The 14,441-nt window shown below is 52.0% G+C and carries 12 protein-coding genes, 6 tRNA genes and 1 pseudogene; 8 read left to right on the top strand and 11 right to left on the bottom strand.

Annotated features, from left to right (window positions below; genetic code table 11):
• Nucleotides 1–6: 6 nt before the first annotated feature.
• The 3 genes from ptsH to cysZ all read right to left on the bottom strand — a co-directional run bounded on the left by ptsH (nucleotide 7) and on the right by cysZ (nucleotide 2,544).
• Complete coding sequence (gene ptsH, locus B9P82_RS06530) at nucleotides 7–264, bottom strand: phosphocarrier protein Hpr (RefSeq protein ID WP_002913505.1); 258 nt, start codon at nucleotides 262–264, stop codon at nucleotides 7–9.
• A gap of 383 nt (nucleotides 265–647) precedes the next feature.
• Nucleotides 648–1,619 carry a cysteine synthase A gene (gene cysK / locus B9P82_RS06525; RefSeq protein ID WP_005121957.1) on the bottom strand — a complete coding sequence of 324 codons (972 nt, stop codon included), beginning with the start codon at nucleotides 1,617–1,619 and terminating at the stop codon, nucleotides 648–650.
• A gap of 163 nt (nucleotides 1,620–1,782) precedes the next feature.
• Nucleotides 1,783–2,544, bottom strand: coding sequence for a sulfate transporter CysZ (cysZ, locus tag B9P82_RS06520; RefSeq protein WP_016153924.1), 762 nt, complete (start codon nucleotides 2,542–2,544; stop codon nucleotides 1,783–1,785).
• Between the two features lie 230 nt (nucleotides 2,545–2,774).
• Here cysZ and zipA point away from each other — a divergent pair, with 230 nt between their 5' ends.
• The 3 genes from zipA to B9P82_RS06505 all read left to right on the top strand — a co-directional run bounded on the left by zipA (nucleotide 2,775) and on the right by B9P82_RS06505 (nucleotide 6,062).
• Nucleotides 2,775–3,755: a cell division protein ZipA gene (zipA, locus tag B9P82_RS06515; RefSeq protein WP_101700115.1), complete on the top strand. Its 981-nt coding sequence runs from the start codon at nucleotides 2,775–2,777 to the stop codon at nucleotides 3,753–3,755.
• 71 nt (nucleotides 3,756–3,826) lie between these two features.
• Complete coding sequence (ligA, locus tag B9P82_RS06510) at nucleotides 3,827–5,842, top strand: NAD-dependent DNA ligase LigA (RefSeq protein ID WP_101700114.1); 2,016 nt, start codon at nucleotides 3,827–3,829, stop codon at nucleotides 5,840–5,842.
• 1 nt (nucleotide 5,843) lies between these two features.
• Nucleotides 5,844–6,062, top strand: coding sequence for a DUF3820 family protein (locus B9P82_RS06505; RefSeq protein ID WP_016153921.1), 219 nt, complete (start codon nucleotides 5,844–5,846; stop codon nucleotides 6,060–6,062).
• Here the strand turns inward: B9P82_RS06505 and B9P82_RS06500 are convergent.
• Nucleotides 6,059–7,057 carry a bile acid:sodium symporter family protein gene (locus tag B9P82_RS06500; protein WP_016153920.1) on the bottom strand — a complete coding sequence of 333 codons (999 nt, stop codon included), beginning with the start codon at nucleotides 7,055–7,057 and terminating at the stop codon, nucleotides 6,059–6,061. The genes B9P82_RS06505 and B9P82_RS06500 overlap by 4 nt on opposite strands.
• 89 nt (nucleotides 7,058–7,146) lie before the next feature.
• Between B9P82_RS06500 and B9P82_RS06495 the strand changes: the two are divergent.
• A pseudogene (locus tag B9P82_RS06495) lies at nucleotides 7,147–8,072 on the top strand (LysR family transcriptional regulator).
• 80 nt (nucleotides 8,073–8,152) lie between these two features.
• Here the strand turns inward: B9P82_RS06495 and B9P82_RS06490 are convergent.
• From B9P82_RS06490 to B9P82_RS06475, 4 genes are all read right to left on the bottom strand, one after another.
• Nucleotides 8,153–8,228 (bottom strand) — tRNA-Lys (locus B9P82_RS06490).
• Nucleotides 8,229–8,232: 4 nt separating this feature from the next.
• Nucleotides 8,233–8,308 (bottom strand) — tRNA-Val (locus B9P82_RS06485).
• 46 nt (nucleotides 8,309–8,354) lie between these two features.
• Nucleotides 8,355–8,430 (bottom strand) — tRNA-Val (locus B9P82_RS06480).
• A gap of 46 nt (nucleotides 8,431–8,476) precedes the next feature.
• A tRNA-Val gene (locus tag B9P82_RS06475) sits at nucleotides 8,477–8,552 on the bottom strand.
• Nucleotides 8,553–8,810: 258 nt separating this feature from the next.
• On the opposite strand from B9P82_RS06475, the gene gltX reads away from it, so the two are divergent.
• Nucleotides 8,811–10,226, top strand: coding sequence for a glutamate--tRNA ligase (gene gltX, locus B9P82_RS06470; RefSeq protein ID WP_005130009.1), 1,416 nt, complete (start codon nucleotides 8,811–8,813; stop codon nucleotides 10,224–10,226).
• A gap of 56 nt (nucleotides 10,227–10,282) precedes the next feature.
• Here gltX and B9P82_RS06465 read toward each other — a convergent pair whose 3' ends face one another.
• On the bottom strand, nucleotides 10,283–10,675 hold the full coding sequence (locus B9P82_RS06465) for a MerR family transcriptional regulator (protein WP_016153914.1): 393 nt from the start codon (nucleotides 10,673–10,675) through the stop codon (nucleotides 10,283–10,285).
• A gap of 1 nt (nucleotide 10,676) precedes the next feature.
• A complete protein-coding gene (locus B9P82_RS06460) occupies nucleotides 10,677–11,039 on the bottom strand; it encodes a YfeC-like transcriptional regulator (protein ID WP_016153913.1) in 363 nt (120 codons plus the stop codon).
• 221 nt (nucleotides 11,040–11,260) lie between these two features.
• On the opposite strand from B9P82_RS06460, the gene B9P82_RS06450 reads away from it, so the two are divergent.
• Together B9P82_RS06450 and B9P82_RS06445 are read left to right on the top strand one after the other, a co-directional pair.
• Nucleotides 11,261–11,336: transfer RNA gene (locus B9P82_RS06450), tRNA-Ala, on the top strand.
• A gap of 42 nt (nucleotides 11,337–11,378) precedes the next feature.
• A tRNA-Ala gene (locus tag B9P82_RS06445) sits at nucleotides 11,379–11,454 on the top strand.
• 153 nt (nucleotides 11,455–11,607) lie between these two features.
• Here B9P82_RS06445 and nupC read toward each other — a convergent pair.
• Nucleotides 11,608–12,810 (bottom strand): nucleoside permease NupC, encoded by a 1,203-nt coding sequence (nupC, locus tag B9P82_RS06440; RefSeq protein ID WP_016153912.1) that lies wholly within the window; start codon nucleotides 12,808–12,810, stop codon nucleotides 11,608–11,610.
• Nucleotides 12,811–13,154: 344 nt separating this feature from the next.
• Between nupC and B9P82_RS06435 the strand changes: the two genes are divergently transcribed.
• Complete coding sequence (locus B9P82_RS06435) at nucleotides 13,155–14,393, top strand: Nramp family divalent metal transporter (RefSeq protein ID WP_016153911.1); 1,239 nt, start codon at nucleotides 13,155–13,157, stop codon at nucleotides 14,391–14,393.
• The last annotated feature ends 48 nt before the right edge of the window (nucleotides 14,394–14,441 follow it).

The raw sequence follows: 14,441 nt of genomic DNA, 5'->3' as shown, positions 1-14,441 counted from the left end.
TTGAACTTACTCGAGTTCAGCCATCAGTTTAACCAGATGCTCAACTGCTTTCTGCTCGTCTTCACCTTCTGCGGACAGGGTGACAACGGTACCCTGAGTCAGGCCCAGAGTCTGCAGTTTAAACAGGCTTTTGGCGCTAGCGCTTTTGCCGTTGGAAGTCACAGTAATTTCAGAAGTAAAGCCTTTTGCTTCTTTAACAAACTGAGCAGCAGGGCGAGTATGCAGACCGTTCGGAGCGGTAATGGTAACTTCTTGCTGGAACATTATATTTCCCCAACTTATAGGTTTAGTGTTGTGGAACTAAAGTCTAGCCTGGCGGTTCAACTTTAGCCTGTATTGTTAGCATCGGCGTAAACTGGACGCGACACAAAAGGAGTTCGGTGCAATCCGTTGCTGGCAACTTCTTGCCGCTGACGTTTCGTTCGTCATTAAACATTATGCCGCGAAAGGAAGAGTTGAACCAAATCATAAAATCGATTCAGCTAGCGCTTTTCCTGTAACGATTAATTTCGCGCATCAAAATAATTAGTTTGGTTAAATACCAGTTCCGGCGGGTTGAATCAATGCCAGGAGAGTTGAAAATTTGAAGCAGGCCACAAAAAAGCACCCCAAAGGGTGCTTTTTTACGCGTTTTTAACATGCTGGCATTACTGTTGCAGTTCTTTCTCTGTGAAGAGATCGGCAAACAGTGCAGTGCTCAGATAACGCTCACCCGATGACGGTAGGATAACCACAATATTCTTATTGGTAAAGGATTCATCTTCCTGGAGCTTAAGCGCGGCAGCCACGGCTGCGCCAGAAGAGATCCCCGCCAGAATACCTTCTTCTTCCATCAGGCGGCGCGCGGTAGAAATAGCTTCATCATTGGTGATGGCAACGACTTTATCGATAAGCTTCAGATCAAGGTTGCCAGGAATGAAGCCCGCGCCAATACCCTGAATTTTATGCGGGCCAGGTTTGAGTTCTTCACCCGCCAATGCCTGGGCGATAACAGGGGAGTCAGTAGGTTCTACCGCGACGGTAATCAGATCGGTTTTGCCTTTAGTGCCTTTAATGTAACGGGTCACGCCAGTTAGCGTACCGCCGGTGCCGACACCGGAAATAAAGACATCAACCTGGCCATCGGTATCTTCCCAGATTTCCGGGCCGGTGGTTTTTTCGTGAATTTCCGGGTTCGCCGGGTTGCTGAACTGCTGCAGCAGCAGGAATTTTTCCGGATCGCTGGCTACGATTTCTTCCGCTTTCTGAATTGCGCCCTTCATACCTTTTGCGCCTTCAGTCAGCACCAGGTTCGCGCCCAGGGCTTTTAAGAGCTTGCGGCGCTCAATGCTCATGGTTTCCGGCATGGTCAGAGTCAGTTTGTAACCACGGGCGGCGGCAACGTAGGCCAGCGCAATCCCCGTGTTGCCGCTGGTCGGTTCTACCAGCTCAACGCCCGGTTTCAGTACACCACGTTTTTCGGCATCCCAAATCATATTGGCACCGATACGGCATTTGACGCTAAAGCTTGGGTTGCGTGATTCCACCTTCGCCAGAATGCGTCCGTTACCGATACGGTTCAGTCGAACCAGCGGCGTATGACCGATAGTCAGCGAGTTATCTTCAAAAATCTTACTCATGGCCTGTCCTTAACTGTATGAAATTGGGATACCGCTTCAGCATACCTGTTGAGAAAGTATGGGGAAGTAAGGAATTCGCATATCTATATGCTGATGAGAAATAATGCGTAGCAGTATGGAATAAGAGCGGGCATAAGCCAGCCCGCTTTTACACATTTTTGCATTACTTCCATAACGCATGCTTAGCACGATAGCAGTCTACCCACATCGCCGTGGCACCACAAACCGCTACCGGCATGATGAACAGATTGAGCACCGGAATCATGGTGAACAGGCTGGTCAATGCGCCAAACTGCATATTGGTCACCTTGCGCGTGCGCAGCGCGACGCGCATCTCCTTAAAAGGGACCTTATGGTTATCAAAAGGATAATCGCAGTACTGAATAGCCAGCATCCACGCGCTGAACAGGAACCACAGGACCGGGGCGACGGTCTGCCCAATGCCAGGAATAAAATAGAGAATCAGCAATACGAAGGCGCGCGGGAGATACCACGCCAGCTTTTGCCATTCGCGTTTCATAATGCGCGGAACGTCTTTCATAATGCCGAGAATGCCGGTGTCGGGCGGTGTTGCGCCCGTTAAGCGCGCTTCCAGCTGTTCAGCCAGCAGACCGTTAAACGGTGCGGCGATCCAGTTGGCGATAGTGGAGAACAGGTAGCCGAACACCAACAGCACGGAAATGGTCACAATCGGCCACAGTAAATAGCTGAGCCACTGAAGCCAGTCAGGGACGTGACTCATCAGCGCGGGAACCCAGTTACCGAGTTGTGTAAATAACCACCAGAATGCGCCGCCCATCAGCAGGATATTCACCAGCAAAGGCAGAATAACAAAACGACGAATGCCCGGTTGGGTGATGAGCTTCCATCCCTGAGAAAAGTAATAAAGGCCGCTGCGAGGTACAACTGCAGATGATGAAACCATGGTCAGGACGTACTCCTTGTTATATAAGCTCTGGTAAACTGTGCGTATCTTACCGGGTTGTTGAGCGTTAAGCTGTTCGGAAATGTTCGAAAAAACAGCAAAAAGCACAATTTTGTTCATCTTTATGCCGTGAAAGCCAAGAGTACACTTGCACTTGGCGTAATCGACAAATACTCTTAGTGAGTAAATGTTTGCCGTGGTGGCAAGGTGTTAGAACAACAGAGAATATAATGATGCAGGATTTGCGTCTGATATTAATCATTGTTGGCGCGATCGCCATAATCGCTTTACTGGTACATGGTTTTTGGACTAGCCGTAAAGAGCGGTCTTCTATATTCCGCGATCGCCCACTGAAACGCATGAAGTCTAAACGTGAAGACGAGGATTCGTTCGACGACAACGTCGAGGAAGACGAAGGCGTGGGTGAAGTTCGCGTTCATCGTGTGAATCATGCTCCCGGTAATGCGCAGGAACATGGTGTTCCTCCTCAGTCGCCGCAACACCAGTACCAGCCGCCTTATGCGTCTGCTCAGCCGCGTCAGCCTGCACAAGCGCCGGTACCGCCGCCGCATGTTCAGCAGCAGCCTGTACAACCGCAGCAGCCGGTGCAACATCAGCCTGTTCAGCAGCCACCTGTGCAGCAACCTGTTGCCCCGCAGGTTCAGCAACCTGCTCAGCAAGCACCGCAACCTGCGCCGCAGACCTTCCAGCCAGCAGAGCCTGTCGTTGAACATCAACCGCAGCCTGAGCCGGTAGTAGAAGAAGCGCCTGTTGCTGAAAAACCGCAGCGTAAAGAAGCGGTCATCATTATGAACGTTGCGGCTCATCATGGTAGCGAGCTCAACGGGGAAGTGCTGCTCAACAGCATTCAGCAGGCCGGTTTCAAATTTGGCGATATGAATATTTTCCATCGTCATTTGAGCCCGGATGGCAGCGGTCCGTCGCTGTTCAGCCTCGCTAATATGGTTAATCCGGGTACGTTTGACCCAGAAATGACGGGCGACTTCAGCACCCCTGGCGTGACTATTTTTATGCAGGTTCCGTCCTACGGGGACGAGCTGCAAAACTTTAAGCTGATGCTGCAGTCCGCACAGCACATTGCCGATGAAGTGGGTGGTGTGGTGCTCGACGATCAACGTCGCATGATGACGCCGCAGAAACTGCGCGAGTATCAGGACCGCATCCGCGAAGTTAAAGAATCTCGCGCCTGATTTTCCTCTGGCGTGACATTTCCTTTCTAAACCCCCGCCTGTCGGGGGTTTTTTATCATTGATGGTGCGATATGGAATCAATCGAACAACAACTGACAGAACTGCGAACCACGCTTCGCCATCATGAGTATCTCTACCATGTGATGGACGCGCCGGAAATTCCCGATGCGGAATACGATCGCCTGATGCGCGAACTGCGCGAGCTGGAAGCGCAGCATCCGGACCTTGTTACCCCCGACTCGCCAACCCAACGCGTTGGCGCCGCGCCGTTAACCGCGTTCAGCCAGATTCGCCATGAAGTGCCGATGCTGTCGCTGGATAACGTGTTTGATGAAGAGAGTTTTCTCGCCTTCAACAAGCGCGTGCAGGACAGGCTAAAGAGTACCGATAAACTGACCTGGTGCTGTGAACTGAAACTGGACGGCCTGGCGGTGAGTATCCTGTATGAAAACGGTGTGCTGGTCAGCGCCGCAACGCGTGGTGATGGCACTACGGGTGAGGACATTACCTCTAACGTGCGCACCATTCGCGCGATCCCGTTAAAACTGCGTGGCGAAAACATCCCTTCACGTCTGGAAGTGCGCGGTGAAGTGTTCCTGCCGCAGGCCGGATTTGAAAAAATTAACGAAGAGGCCCGCCGCACTGGCAACAAAGTGTTTGCTAACCCGCGTAACGCAGCGGCCGGTTCATTGCGCCAGCTCGATCCGCGTATCACAGCGAAGCGACCGCTTACTTTCTTCTGCTATGGCGTTGGTGTGTTGGAAGGCGGCGTGCTGCCAGATACCCACCTGGGCCGCCTGCTGCAATTTAAAGAGTGGGGCCTGCCGGTAAGCGACAGAGTGGCGCTTTGCGACTCCCCGGAGGAAGTACTTGCTTACTATCACAAGGTTGAAGAAGACCGACCAACGCTGGGATTTGATATCGATGGCGTGGTGATCAAAGTCAACTCTATGGCGTTGCAGGAGCAATTGGGCTTTGTTGCCCGCGCGCCGCGCTGGGCTGTGGCCTTTAAGTTCCCGGCGCAGGAGCAGATGACTTTCGTACGCGATGTTGAGTTTCAGGTTGGACGTACCGGGGCGATTACGCCCGTCGCCCGCCTTGAGCCGGTCCAGGTTGCCGGGGTGCTGGTCAGTAACGCAACGCTGCATAACGCTGATGAAATCGAGCGTCTGGGGTTGCGTATTGGCGATAAAGTCGTCATTCGCCGTGCGGGCGATGTCATCCCGCAGGTGGTGAACGTCGTGCTTTCTGAACGCCCGGAAGATACCCGCGAAATTGTGTTTCCAGCGCATTGTCCGGTTTGTAACTCTGATGTTGAACGTGTGGAAGGCGAAGCGGTTACTCGCTGCACCGGCGGTTTAATCTGTGGAGCACAGCGTAAGGAATCGCTGAAACACTTTGTTTCCCGCCGCGCGCTCGATGTTGACGGTATGGGCGACAAAATTATCGATCAACTGGTCGAGAAAGAGTATGTCCACACGCCGGCGGATCTTTTCACCCTGACCGCCGGTAAACTGACGGGGCTTGATCGTATGGGGCCGAAGTCGGCGCAAAACGTGGTCAACGCGCTGGAAAAAGCGAAAGAAACCACGTTTGCTCGTTTCCTCTATGCGCTGGGTATTCGTGAAGTCGGCGAAGCCACGGCTGCAGGTCTGGCGGCGTATTTTGGCACGCTCGACGCGCTGGAAGCCGCTTCCATTGAAGAGCTGCAAAAAGTGCCGGATGTCGGCATTGTGGTGGCGACGCACGTGTTTAATTTCTTCGCCGAAGAGAGCAACCGCGAGGTGATTGTTCAACTGCTGGCGCAGGGGATCCACTGGCCAGCGCCGGTGGTCATTAACGCTGAAGAAATCGACAGCCCCTTCGCAGGTAAAACGGTGGTGCTGACCGGGAGCCTGAGCCAGATGTCGCGCGATGACGCCAAAGCGAGACTGACCGAGTTGGGTGCAAAAGTGGCCGGTAGCGTGTCGAAGAAAACCGATCTGGTGATTGCCGGTGAAGCGGCGGGTTCGAAACTGGCAAAAGCACAGGAACTGGGTATTGCCGTGATCGATGAAGCTGAAATGATCCGCTTACTGGGTGCCTGAGATGGAAAAAGAGCAGCTGGTTGACATCGCCAATACTGTGATGCCCTTTGGCAAATATAAAGGGCGTCGGTTGATTGATGTCCCGGAAGAGTATCTGCTGTGGTTTGCCCGTAAGGATGAATTCCCGCCGGGCAAGCTTGGCGAGCTGATGCAAATCACGCTGCTGATTAAAACTGAGGGGCTGACGCAACTGGTGCAGCCCCTGAAACGTCCTCTTTAAGCCTTCGCGGCGCGGCTTTTCTGTTGCGCCTGCAATGCGTCCGTCTGTTGCTTGTAGCGACGCGCCAGCACGGCGCACACCATTAGCTGTATTTGATGGAAGATCATCAACGGCAGCACCATCATCCCAATCACCGAAGTCGGGAACAAAATATTTGCCATTGGGATCCCGTTCGCCAGGCTCTTTTTCGAACCGCAGAATACAATGGTGATTTCATCAGCTTTGTTAAAGCCGCATTTGCGCGCAACAAAGACATTTATGCCAATCACGATTGCCAGCAGTATGATGCTGACCACCACGATAAACAGCAGTGAACCCACCCCCACTTTGTGCCAGATCCCGTTAACGACGGCTTCACTGAAGGCGGAGTACACCACCAGCAAAATAGAGGATTGATCCGTTTTCGCGATCCATTTTTTATGTCGAGAAACCCAGTTTCCAATCCACGGACGTGAAAGGTGACCCAGCACGAACGGCAGCAGCAGCTGCAACATGATTTTTCCCACCTGCTCCAGGCTGCCTTCTGCGCCGTGCATATTCATCACCAGCCCTACCAGCAGCGGGGAGAGAAAAATACCCAGCAGGCTGGAGGCCGAAGCAGAACAAACGGCGGCGGCAACGTTACCGCCCGCCAGCGACGTAAAAGCGATGGCCGACTGCACAGTGGCAGGCAAAATACACAGGTACAGAAAACCGGTGTACAGCATCGGGTCAACGTTGACCGGCGCCCACCAGGCGAACAGAACGCCGAGAACCGGGAAGACAACAAACGTGCTGCACATCACCCACAGATGCAAACGCCAGTGGCTACCACCGGCAATAATGGCTTCACGCGAGAGTTTCGCCCCGTGCATAAAAAACAGCAGGGCAATGGCGGCGGTGGTTAAGCCTTCAAAGAAAGGCACAAAACCACCTTCGGCCGGGAAAAAGGACGCCAGTAAAACAACGGTAATCAGCGTTATCGTGAACGGATCAAGAATACGAAAAAGTTTCATAAAGACTCCTGAAATTCGGTAGTAACATTTTGCTTTTTTCCGTTTGAGAAATAAAATTGATTTATTGCATCCATATATGAATCGAATAGATGAATTACTCTCTGCGTCAGTTGCGTATCTTTGTCACCGTCGCTCAAGCCAAAAGCTTTAGCCGGGCGGGGGATATCATCGGCTTAAGCCAGTCGGCGGTTAGCCATAGTGTCAAAGAGCTGGAAGGGCAAACGGGTGTGCGGTTATTGGACAGAACGACGCGGGAAGTGGTACTGACGGAGGCCGGACACCAGTTGGCGGCGCGGCTGGAACGTATTCTGGATGAATTGCACAGCACGCTGCGCGAGCCGGACAGGTAGGAACGCAGTTAACCGGCACGGTGCGGGTTGCCGCCAGCCAGACGATCTCTGCTCATCTTATTCCGCAGTGTATTGCCCAGAGTAATCAGCTTTATCCGGCTATCGATTTTGTGCTGCACGACCGGCCACAGCAGTGGGTGCTGGAGAGTATTCGCCAGGGAGAAGTGGATTTTGGCATTGTGATTGATCCCGGCGCAGTCACCGATTTGCAGTGTGAAGCCGTGCTGTCCGAACCGTTCCTGCTGCTGTGTCGCCAGGATCATCCGTTAGCCCAACGAGAGTGGGTGAACTGGCAGGATTTGTACCACGAACGCCTGGTGCTACAGGATTATGCTTCCGGTAGTCGACCGCTGATCGATGCTGCGCTGGCCCATTTTTCCATTGATGCCAATATCGTTCAGGAGATTGGCCATCCCGCCACGCTGTTTCCGATGGTTGAGGCGGGGATTGGCATCAGCGTGCTGCCCGCGCTGGCGCTCCCCTTACCGCAGGGCAGTCACTTGCAGGTTAAGCGCCTGACGCCGGTTGTTGAACGGCAACTGATGCTGGCCCGACGTAAAAACCGCTCTTTATCAACCGCTGCTCAGGCGCTGTGGGATGTGGTACGTATGCAGGCCAGTGAATTAACCGCAGCCCGCGCCCGCGATCCGTTGTATCAGTTATAACGCTCACGCTGATGGTTATCAGAGGGGAAATGGTTCTTCTCTGCATAGCAAAAAGGCGCCTTTAGGGCGCCTTTTTACATTGGTGGGTCGTGCAGGATTCGAACCTGCGACCAATTGATTAAAAGTCAACTGCTCTACCAACTGAGCTAACGACCCGAAGTGGTGGGTGATGACGGGATCGAACCGCCGACCCCCTCCTTGTAAGGGAGGTGCTCTCCCAGCTGAGCTAATCACCCACTTCGGTACTTCACATTTTAACAAGAAATCCAGCTGGCGAGAAAGTGGTGGGTGATGACGGGATCGAACCGCCGACCCCCTCCTTGTAAGGGAGGTGCTCTCCCAGCTGAGCTAATCACCCACTTCTCAATTTCTTGTTTTACACGGCGGAGACCACATAAAGTAGTTGGTGGGTGATGACGGGTTCGAACCGCCGACCCCCTCCTTGTAAGGGAGGTGCTCTCCCAGCTGAGCTAATCACCCCCGCTGTGTGGAGTCGCATTATAGGGAGAGTTGAAAATGAGTCAACGCATTTTCTAAAGAAATTGTTCGTTCGTCGTAAATTTAAACAAAACGATCGCAAAACAGTCCGTGCGGCATGATTTGTATACGAAAATGGCAAAGCGTAATGTTCCAACCTGAACAACATTGAGGAATCAGACCACGGTGATAGAATACGAGCCTGATAATCTTCCCTGGATTTGCCGGTTGTCGGCATCTTTATAAACGTAAGGCCATTTCATGAAAATCAAAACTCGCTTCGCGCCAAGCCCGACAGGCTACCTGCACGTCGGCGGTGCGCGTACTGCTCTTTATTCCTGGCTTTTTGCACGCAACCATGGCGGTGAGTTTGTGCTGCGTATTGAAGACACCGATCTCGAACGCTCCACTCCGGAAGCTATTGAAGCCATTATGGATGGCATGAACTGGCTGAATCTGGAATGGGATGAAGGCCCGTACTTCCAGACCAAACGTTTTGATCGCTACAACGCGGTGATTGATGAAATGCTGGAAGCAGGCACCGCATATAAATGCTACTGCTCTAAAGAGCGTCTGGACGCGCTGCGCGAAGAGCAGATGGCGAACGGTGAGAAGCCGCGTTACGACGGCCGATGCCGCCACGGCCACGAGCATCATGCTGCTGATGAACCTTGCGTGGTACGTTTTGCCAACCCGCAGGACGGTTCCGTTATTTTTGACGACCAGATCCGTGGGCCGATCGAATTCAGCAACCAGGAGCTGGATGATTTGATCATTCGCCGTACCGACGGTTCCCCGACCTACAACTTCTGCGTTGTTGTCGACGACTGGGATATGGAAATCACCCACGTTATTCGTGGGGAAGACCATATCAACAACACTCCGCGTCAGATCAATATCCTGAAAGCGCTGAACGCGCCGGTGCCAGTTTACGCACACGTATCAATGATCAACGGTGACGATGGTAAAAAACTCTCCAAACGTCACGGTGCGGTCAGCGTTATGCAATACCGCGACGACGGTTACCTGCCGGAAGCGCTGCTGAACTATCTGGTGCGTCTGGGTTGGTCCAGTGGCGATCAGGAAATTTTCACCCGTGAAGAGATGATCAAACTGTTCTCCCTCGGTGCGGTGAGCAAGTCTGCGAGTGCGTTTAACACTGAAAAACTGCAGTGGCTGAACCATCACTATATTAATGCGCTGGCGCCGGAATATGTAGCAACCCATCTGCAGTGGCACATTGAGCAGGAAAATATCGATACCCGCGTAGGCCCGCAGCTGTCAGAGCTGGTTAAACTGCTCGGTGAGCGCTGCAAAACGCTGAAAGAGATGGCACAGAGCTGCCGCTATTTCTACGAAGACTTTGCCGAGTTCGACGCTGATGCAGCGAAGAAACACCTGCGCCCGGTTGCACGTCAGCCGCTGGAAGTGGTTCGTGACAAGCTGGCTGCGATTAGCGAGTGGACGGCAGAAAACGTGCACCATGCGATTCAGGCAACGGCTGATGAGCTGGAAGTTGGCATGGGTAAAGTCGGGATGCCGCTGCGCGTAGCCGTTACCGGCGCGGGTCAGTCCCCGGCGTTAGACGTTACGGTGCATGCGATTGGTAAATCCCGCAGCATTGAGCGTATTAATAAAGCGCTGGCGTTTATTGCTGAGCGTGAAAGCCAGCAATAAGACTGATTGACCGATGAAATAACGGCAGGAGCGTATCCTGCCGTTTTTTTTGCCTGTTATTCAGACTCATCAATACCCAAACGAGTAAGAAAAGTGCGAATACCTTCGCGCGAAATATACATCGCCAGCTTTTCTTGTTCCGTTGGGGACATGTTGTCCAGTGCGCTAATTATCTGGCGACACGCGTGGCTGCGTACTACGTGGGTGTATTCTGCCAGCGGTTCTTCAGCCTGATAAACTTCAGGAACTTTGCGAAAAGCGGGAATATTGAGCAGAAACGCGCGGACGCTGGAGTCAATATGAATCAGTCTGGCACGACCACCTTTAACGCCGGGAAACTTTTCGGTAGTCCAGTTTTGTTCTCTGATCCAACGATTGACGGTTTGTTTGGCAACCCCGAGACATTCCGCCAGCTCTTCGGTCGTCATTTTGCTGCGTAATTTTTTCATATTATTTGTTTTCGCGGATCCCTAAACGCTGTAATAAACCCGTAATGCCTTCACGCAGGATCAGTGAGGTAAACATTTTCTGTTCTGTCGGCGTCATTTCTTTAGCGAGCCTAATCAGCAGCGCTTCAACAGAGGTATCGCCGGATAACGATAAGTTATCTGATAAACCTTCGGCTGAACGCTCAGCGCTGCGAATGTATTCACGAACTTGTTCGGTGACGTGAACCAGCCGGGCTTTACCGCCCTGAACGCCTGGTTTTGGTGATGTCGCCCAACCTTCTTTGCGTACCCATTTATTGATGGTCTGTCGGCTGTATCCGGTCAGATTAGCAAGTTCTTCTGGCGTCATCCGTTCCTTGAACATAACGATTCCCTGAATAGTCGTGGGGTTAATTAGTGGTTCATTTTATAGCACCATTTTAGTAGAAACCGTGACGCGTTTAACTACTGAATGCGAGTTGTTACGCAATGTTCTTCATTTGACTGCTTTTTCAGCGATTGAATTCTATGAGTTAATTTTGCCGTTGACACACGCGAAGGGAATTCATATGATGCCGCCCGTCAACTCGACAAACTTTACGTAATGGGGCTATAGCTCAGCTGGGAGAGCGCTTGCATGGCATGCAAGAGGTCAGCGGTTCGATCCCGCTTAGCTCCACCAAATTTAATCCCAATGAATTTGGTACGTACGTAAAAGCATCGTGGGGCTATAGCTCAGCTGGGAGAGCGCTTGCATGGCATGCAAGAGGTCAGCGGTTCGATCCCGCTTAGCTCCACCAAAATTTAAACCCTCGCTGAAAAGCGGGGGTTTTTTGTTTCTGCATCCTGCCAGTTCTTACTCTTTATCTCTTCGGTTTGCTGAATCGCAGGCATAAAAAAACCGGGGAGAATATTAATCTCCCCGGTCTTATTACTGCGACGTTGTCTTACGCTTACAGCACCAGTGCGGCGATAGATGCGGACAGTACGCTCACCAGCGTAGAGCCGTACACCAGCTTCAGACCAAAGCGAGAAACCACGTTACCTTGCTCTTCGTTCAGGCCTTTAATCGCACCAGCGATAATACCGATGGAAGAGAAGTTAGCGAAGGAAACCAGGAACACGGACAGGATGCCTTCTGCGCGCGGGGAGAGCGTAGCGGCGATTTTCTGCAGATCCATCATCGCAACGAATTCGTTGGAAACCAGTTTAGTCGCCATGATACTGCCCACCTGCAGCGCTTCGCTGGACGGCACACCCATTACCCATGCAACCGGGTAGAAGATGTAACCCAGGATGCCCTGGAAAGAGATGCTGTAGCCAAACCAACCGGTCACGGTGGCGAACAGGGCGTTCAGGGCAGCGATCAGTGCGATGAAACCAATCAGCATCGCCGCAACGATAATTGCCACTTTGAAACCAGCCAGAATGTATTCACCCAGCATTTCGAAGAAACTCTGGCCTTCGTGCAGGTTAGACATCTGGATATTTTCTTCGCTGGCATCAACGCGGTAAGGGTTGATCAGCGACAGCACGATAAAGGTGCTGAACATGTTCAGAACCAGCGCCGCAACCACGTACTTCGGTTCCAGCATGGTCATGTACGCGCCGACGATAGACATGGAAACGGTCGACATCGCCGTTGCTGCCATGGTGTACATACGGTTGCGAGACATTTTGCCGAGAATATCTTTATAGGCGATAAAGTTCTCAGACTGACCCAGGATCAGAGAGCTGACGGCGTTGAAGGATTCCAGTTTGCCCATACCGTTTACTTTGGATAACAGGAAACCAATCGCGCGGATGATTACCGGCAGTACGCGGATATGTTGCAAAATACCGATCAGGGCGGAGATGAAGACGATCGGGCAAAGCACTTTCAGGAAGAAGAATGCCAGGCCTTTATCGTTCATGCTACCGAAGACAAAGTTAGTCCCTTCATTAGCAAACCCGAGCAGTTTCTCAAACATCTCGGAGAAGCCTCTCACGAAGCCCAGACCGACATCAGAGTTCAGGAAGAACCATGCCAGTAACACTTCGATAACAAGCAATTGAATAACATAACGAATGCGGATTTTTTTACGGTCACTGCTTACCAGCAGTGCGAGTACCGCAACCACGGCAAGGGCCAGGACAAAATGAAGAACGCGGTCCATATTTGCTCCAAATATGAGGCAGGTTTAGTTTTCGTGCACATTCTATGTAACAACCATAAAGAAAACGAGATCAAACACACACTATAATAAGGACCTGTGACGAGATTCAAAATTAGTGATCGGTGATACACTTCCGTTATGTTTAGTATGGAAGTGAAAAGTTATGTCATTGTGCTATTCTCATAACAATAATTAAACATCTCGCCAGTATTTCCAGAATCCTTATCGATCCATAGACAAACGCTATCAGAGAAATCAACGTCACCCATTAAAATGAATTTGATAATCATTCTCATTAGGCGTAGCTTGAAACATAGCAAAGGCTATGTTTCTGAGGCATTAAAATGACTAACGATCGCGTTGAGAGTAGCAGTGGGCGGGCAGCGCGCAAGTTGAAGCTCGCATTAATGGGACCTGCGTTCATCGCGGCGATCGGTTATATCGATCCGGGTAACTTCGCCACCAATATCCAGGCAGGGGCCAGCTTTGGTTATCAATTGCTGTGGGTGGTGGTCTGGGCAAACCTGATGGCGATGCTGATTCAGGTGCTGTCGGCAAAACTCGGCATTGCTACGGGTAAAAACCTGGCGGAGCAAATTCGCGATCATTATCCTCGCCCGGTGGTGTGGTTCTACTGGGTGCAGGCAGAAATTATCGCTATGGCAACAGACCTTGCTGAATTTATTGGCGCTGCGATTGGCTTCAAACTGATCCTCGGCGTTTCCTTATTGCAAGGGGCCGTACTCACCGGTATCGCGACGTTCTTAATTCTGATGCTGCAGCGTCGCGGTCAAAAACCGTTGGAAAAGGTGATTGGCGGCCTGCTGCTATTTGTGGCCGCGGCTTACATTGTGGAGCTGGTTTTTTCCCAACCGAACTTCGCGCAGCTTAGTAAGGGAATGGTGATCCCAAGCCTGCCTAATTCCGAAGCGGTGTTCCTGGCCGCTGGGGTGCTCGGTGCGACTATCATGCCGCACGTCATTTATCTGCACTCTTCCTTAACTCAGCATTTGCACGGCGGAACACGCCAACAGCGCTATGCGGCCACTAAATGGGATGTGGCTATCGCCATGACGATTGCCGGATTTGTCAATCTGGCGATGATGGCGACGGCTGCCGCTGCATTTCATTTTAGCGGGCATACCGGTATTGCCGATCTCGATCAGGCGTATCTGACACTTGAACCGTTGTTGAGTCACGCTGCAGCGACGGTGTTTGGTTTAAGCCTGGTGGCTGCGGGACTCTCTTCTACCGTGGTCGGTACGCTGGCGGGGCAGGTGGTGATGCAAGGGTTTATCCGTTTTCACATTCCGCTATGGGTACGCCGTACCGTCACCATGATGCCATCATTTATTGTGATTCTGATGGGATTGGATCCGACCCGTATTCTGGTGATGAGTCAGGTGTTGCTCAGTTTTGGTATCGCGCTGGCGCTGGTGCCGCTGCTGATCTTCACCAGTGACAGTAAGCTGATGGGGGATCTGGTCAATCGTCGTTGCGTTAAACAGATTGGCTGGGTCATTGTGATACTGGTCGTGGCGCTCAATCTCTGGCTACTGGCAGGCACGGCGATGGGGCTATAATCAACCGTGACTCGCGACGGGTCACGGTTTTATTTGAGCTTTTCCTCT

It is taken from the genome of Citrobacter sp. L55, from assembly GCF_002850715.1.
Taxonomy (GTDB): domain Bacteria; phylum Pseudomonadota; class Gammaproteobacteria; order Enterobacterales; family Enterobacteriaceae; genus Citrobacter; species Citrobacter braakii.
The sequence above is the reverse complement of the archived record's forward strand: the minus strand, read 5'-3'. Positions and strand labels throughout refer to the sequence as shown.

Bases quoted from the DNA above. Each gene is read 5' to 3' on its own strand.
- gltX (WP_005130009.1), top strand. From the start codon at position 8,811: ATGAAAATCAAAACTCGCTTCGCGCCAAGCCCGACAGGCTACCTGCAC.
- B9P82_RS06465 (WP_016153914.1), bottom strand. From the start codon at position 10,675: ATGAAAAAATTACGCAGCAAAATGACGACCGAAGAGCTGGCGGAATGT.
- B9P82_RS06505 (WP_016153921.1), top strand. From the start codon at position 5,844: ATGGAAAAAGAGCAGCTGGTTGACATCGCCAATACTGTGATGCCCTTT.
- zipA (WP_101700115.1), top strand. From the start codon at position 2,775: ATGATGCAGGATTTGCGTCTGATATTAATCATTGTTGGCGCGATCGCC.
- B9P82_RS06500 (WP_016153920.1), bottom strand. From the start codon at position 7,057: ATGAAACTTTTTCGTATTCTTGATCCGTTCACGATAACGCTGATTACC.
- cysK (WP_005121957.1), bottom strand. From the start codon at position 1,619: ATGAGTAAGATTTTTGAAGATAACTCGCTGACTATCGGTCATACGCCG.
- ptsH (WP_002913505.1), bottom strand. From the start codon at position 264: ATGTTCCAGCAAGAAGTTACCATTACCGCTCCGAACGGTCTGCATACT.
- B9P82_RS06435 (WP_016153911.1), top strand. From the start codon at position 13,155: ATGACTAACGATCGCGTTGAGAGTAGCAGTGGGCGGGCAGCGCGCAAG.
- cysZ (WP_016153924.1), bottom strand. From the start codon at position 2,544: ATGGTTTCATCATCTGCAGTTGTACCTCGCAGCGGCCTTTATTACTTT.
- nupC (WP_016153912.1), bottom strand. From the start codon at position 12,810: ATGGACCGCGTTCTTCATTTTGTCCTGGCCCTTGCCGTGGTTGCGGTA.
- ligA (WP_101700114.1), top strand. From the start codon at position 3,827: ATGGAATCAATCGAACAACAACTGACAGAACTGCGAACCACGCTTCGC.
- B9P82_RS06460 (WP_016153913.1), bottom strand. From the start codon at position 11,039: ATGTTCAAGGAACGGATGACGCCAGAAGAACTTGCTAATCTGACCGGA.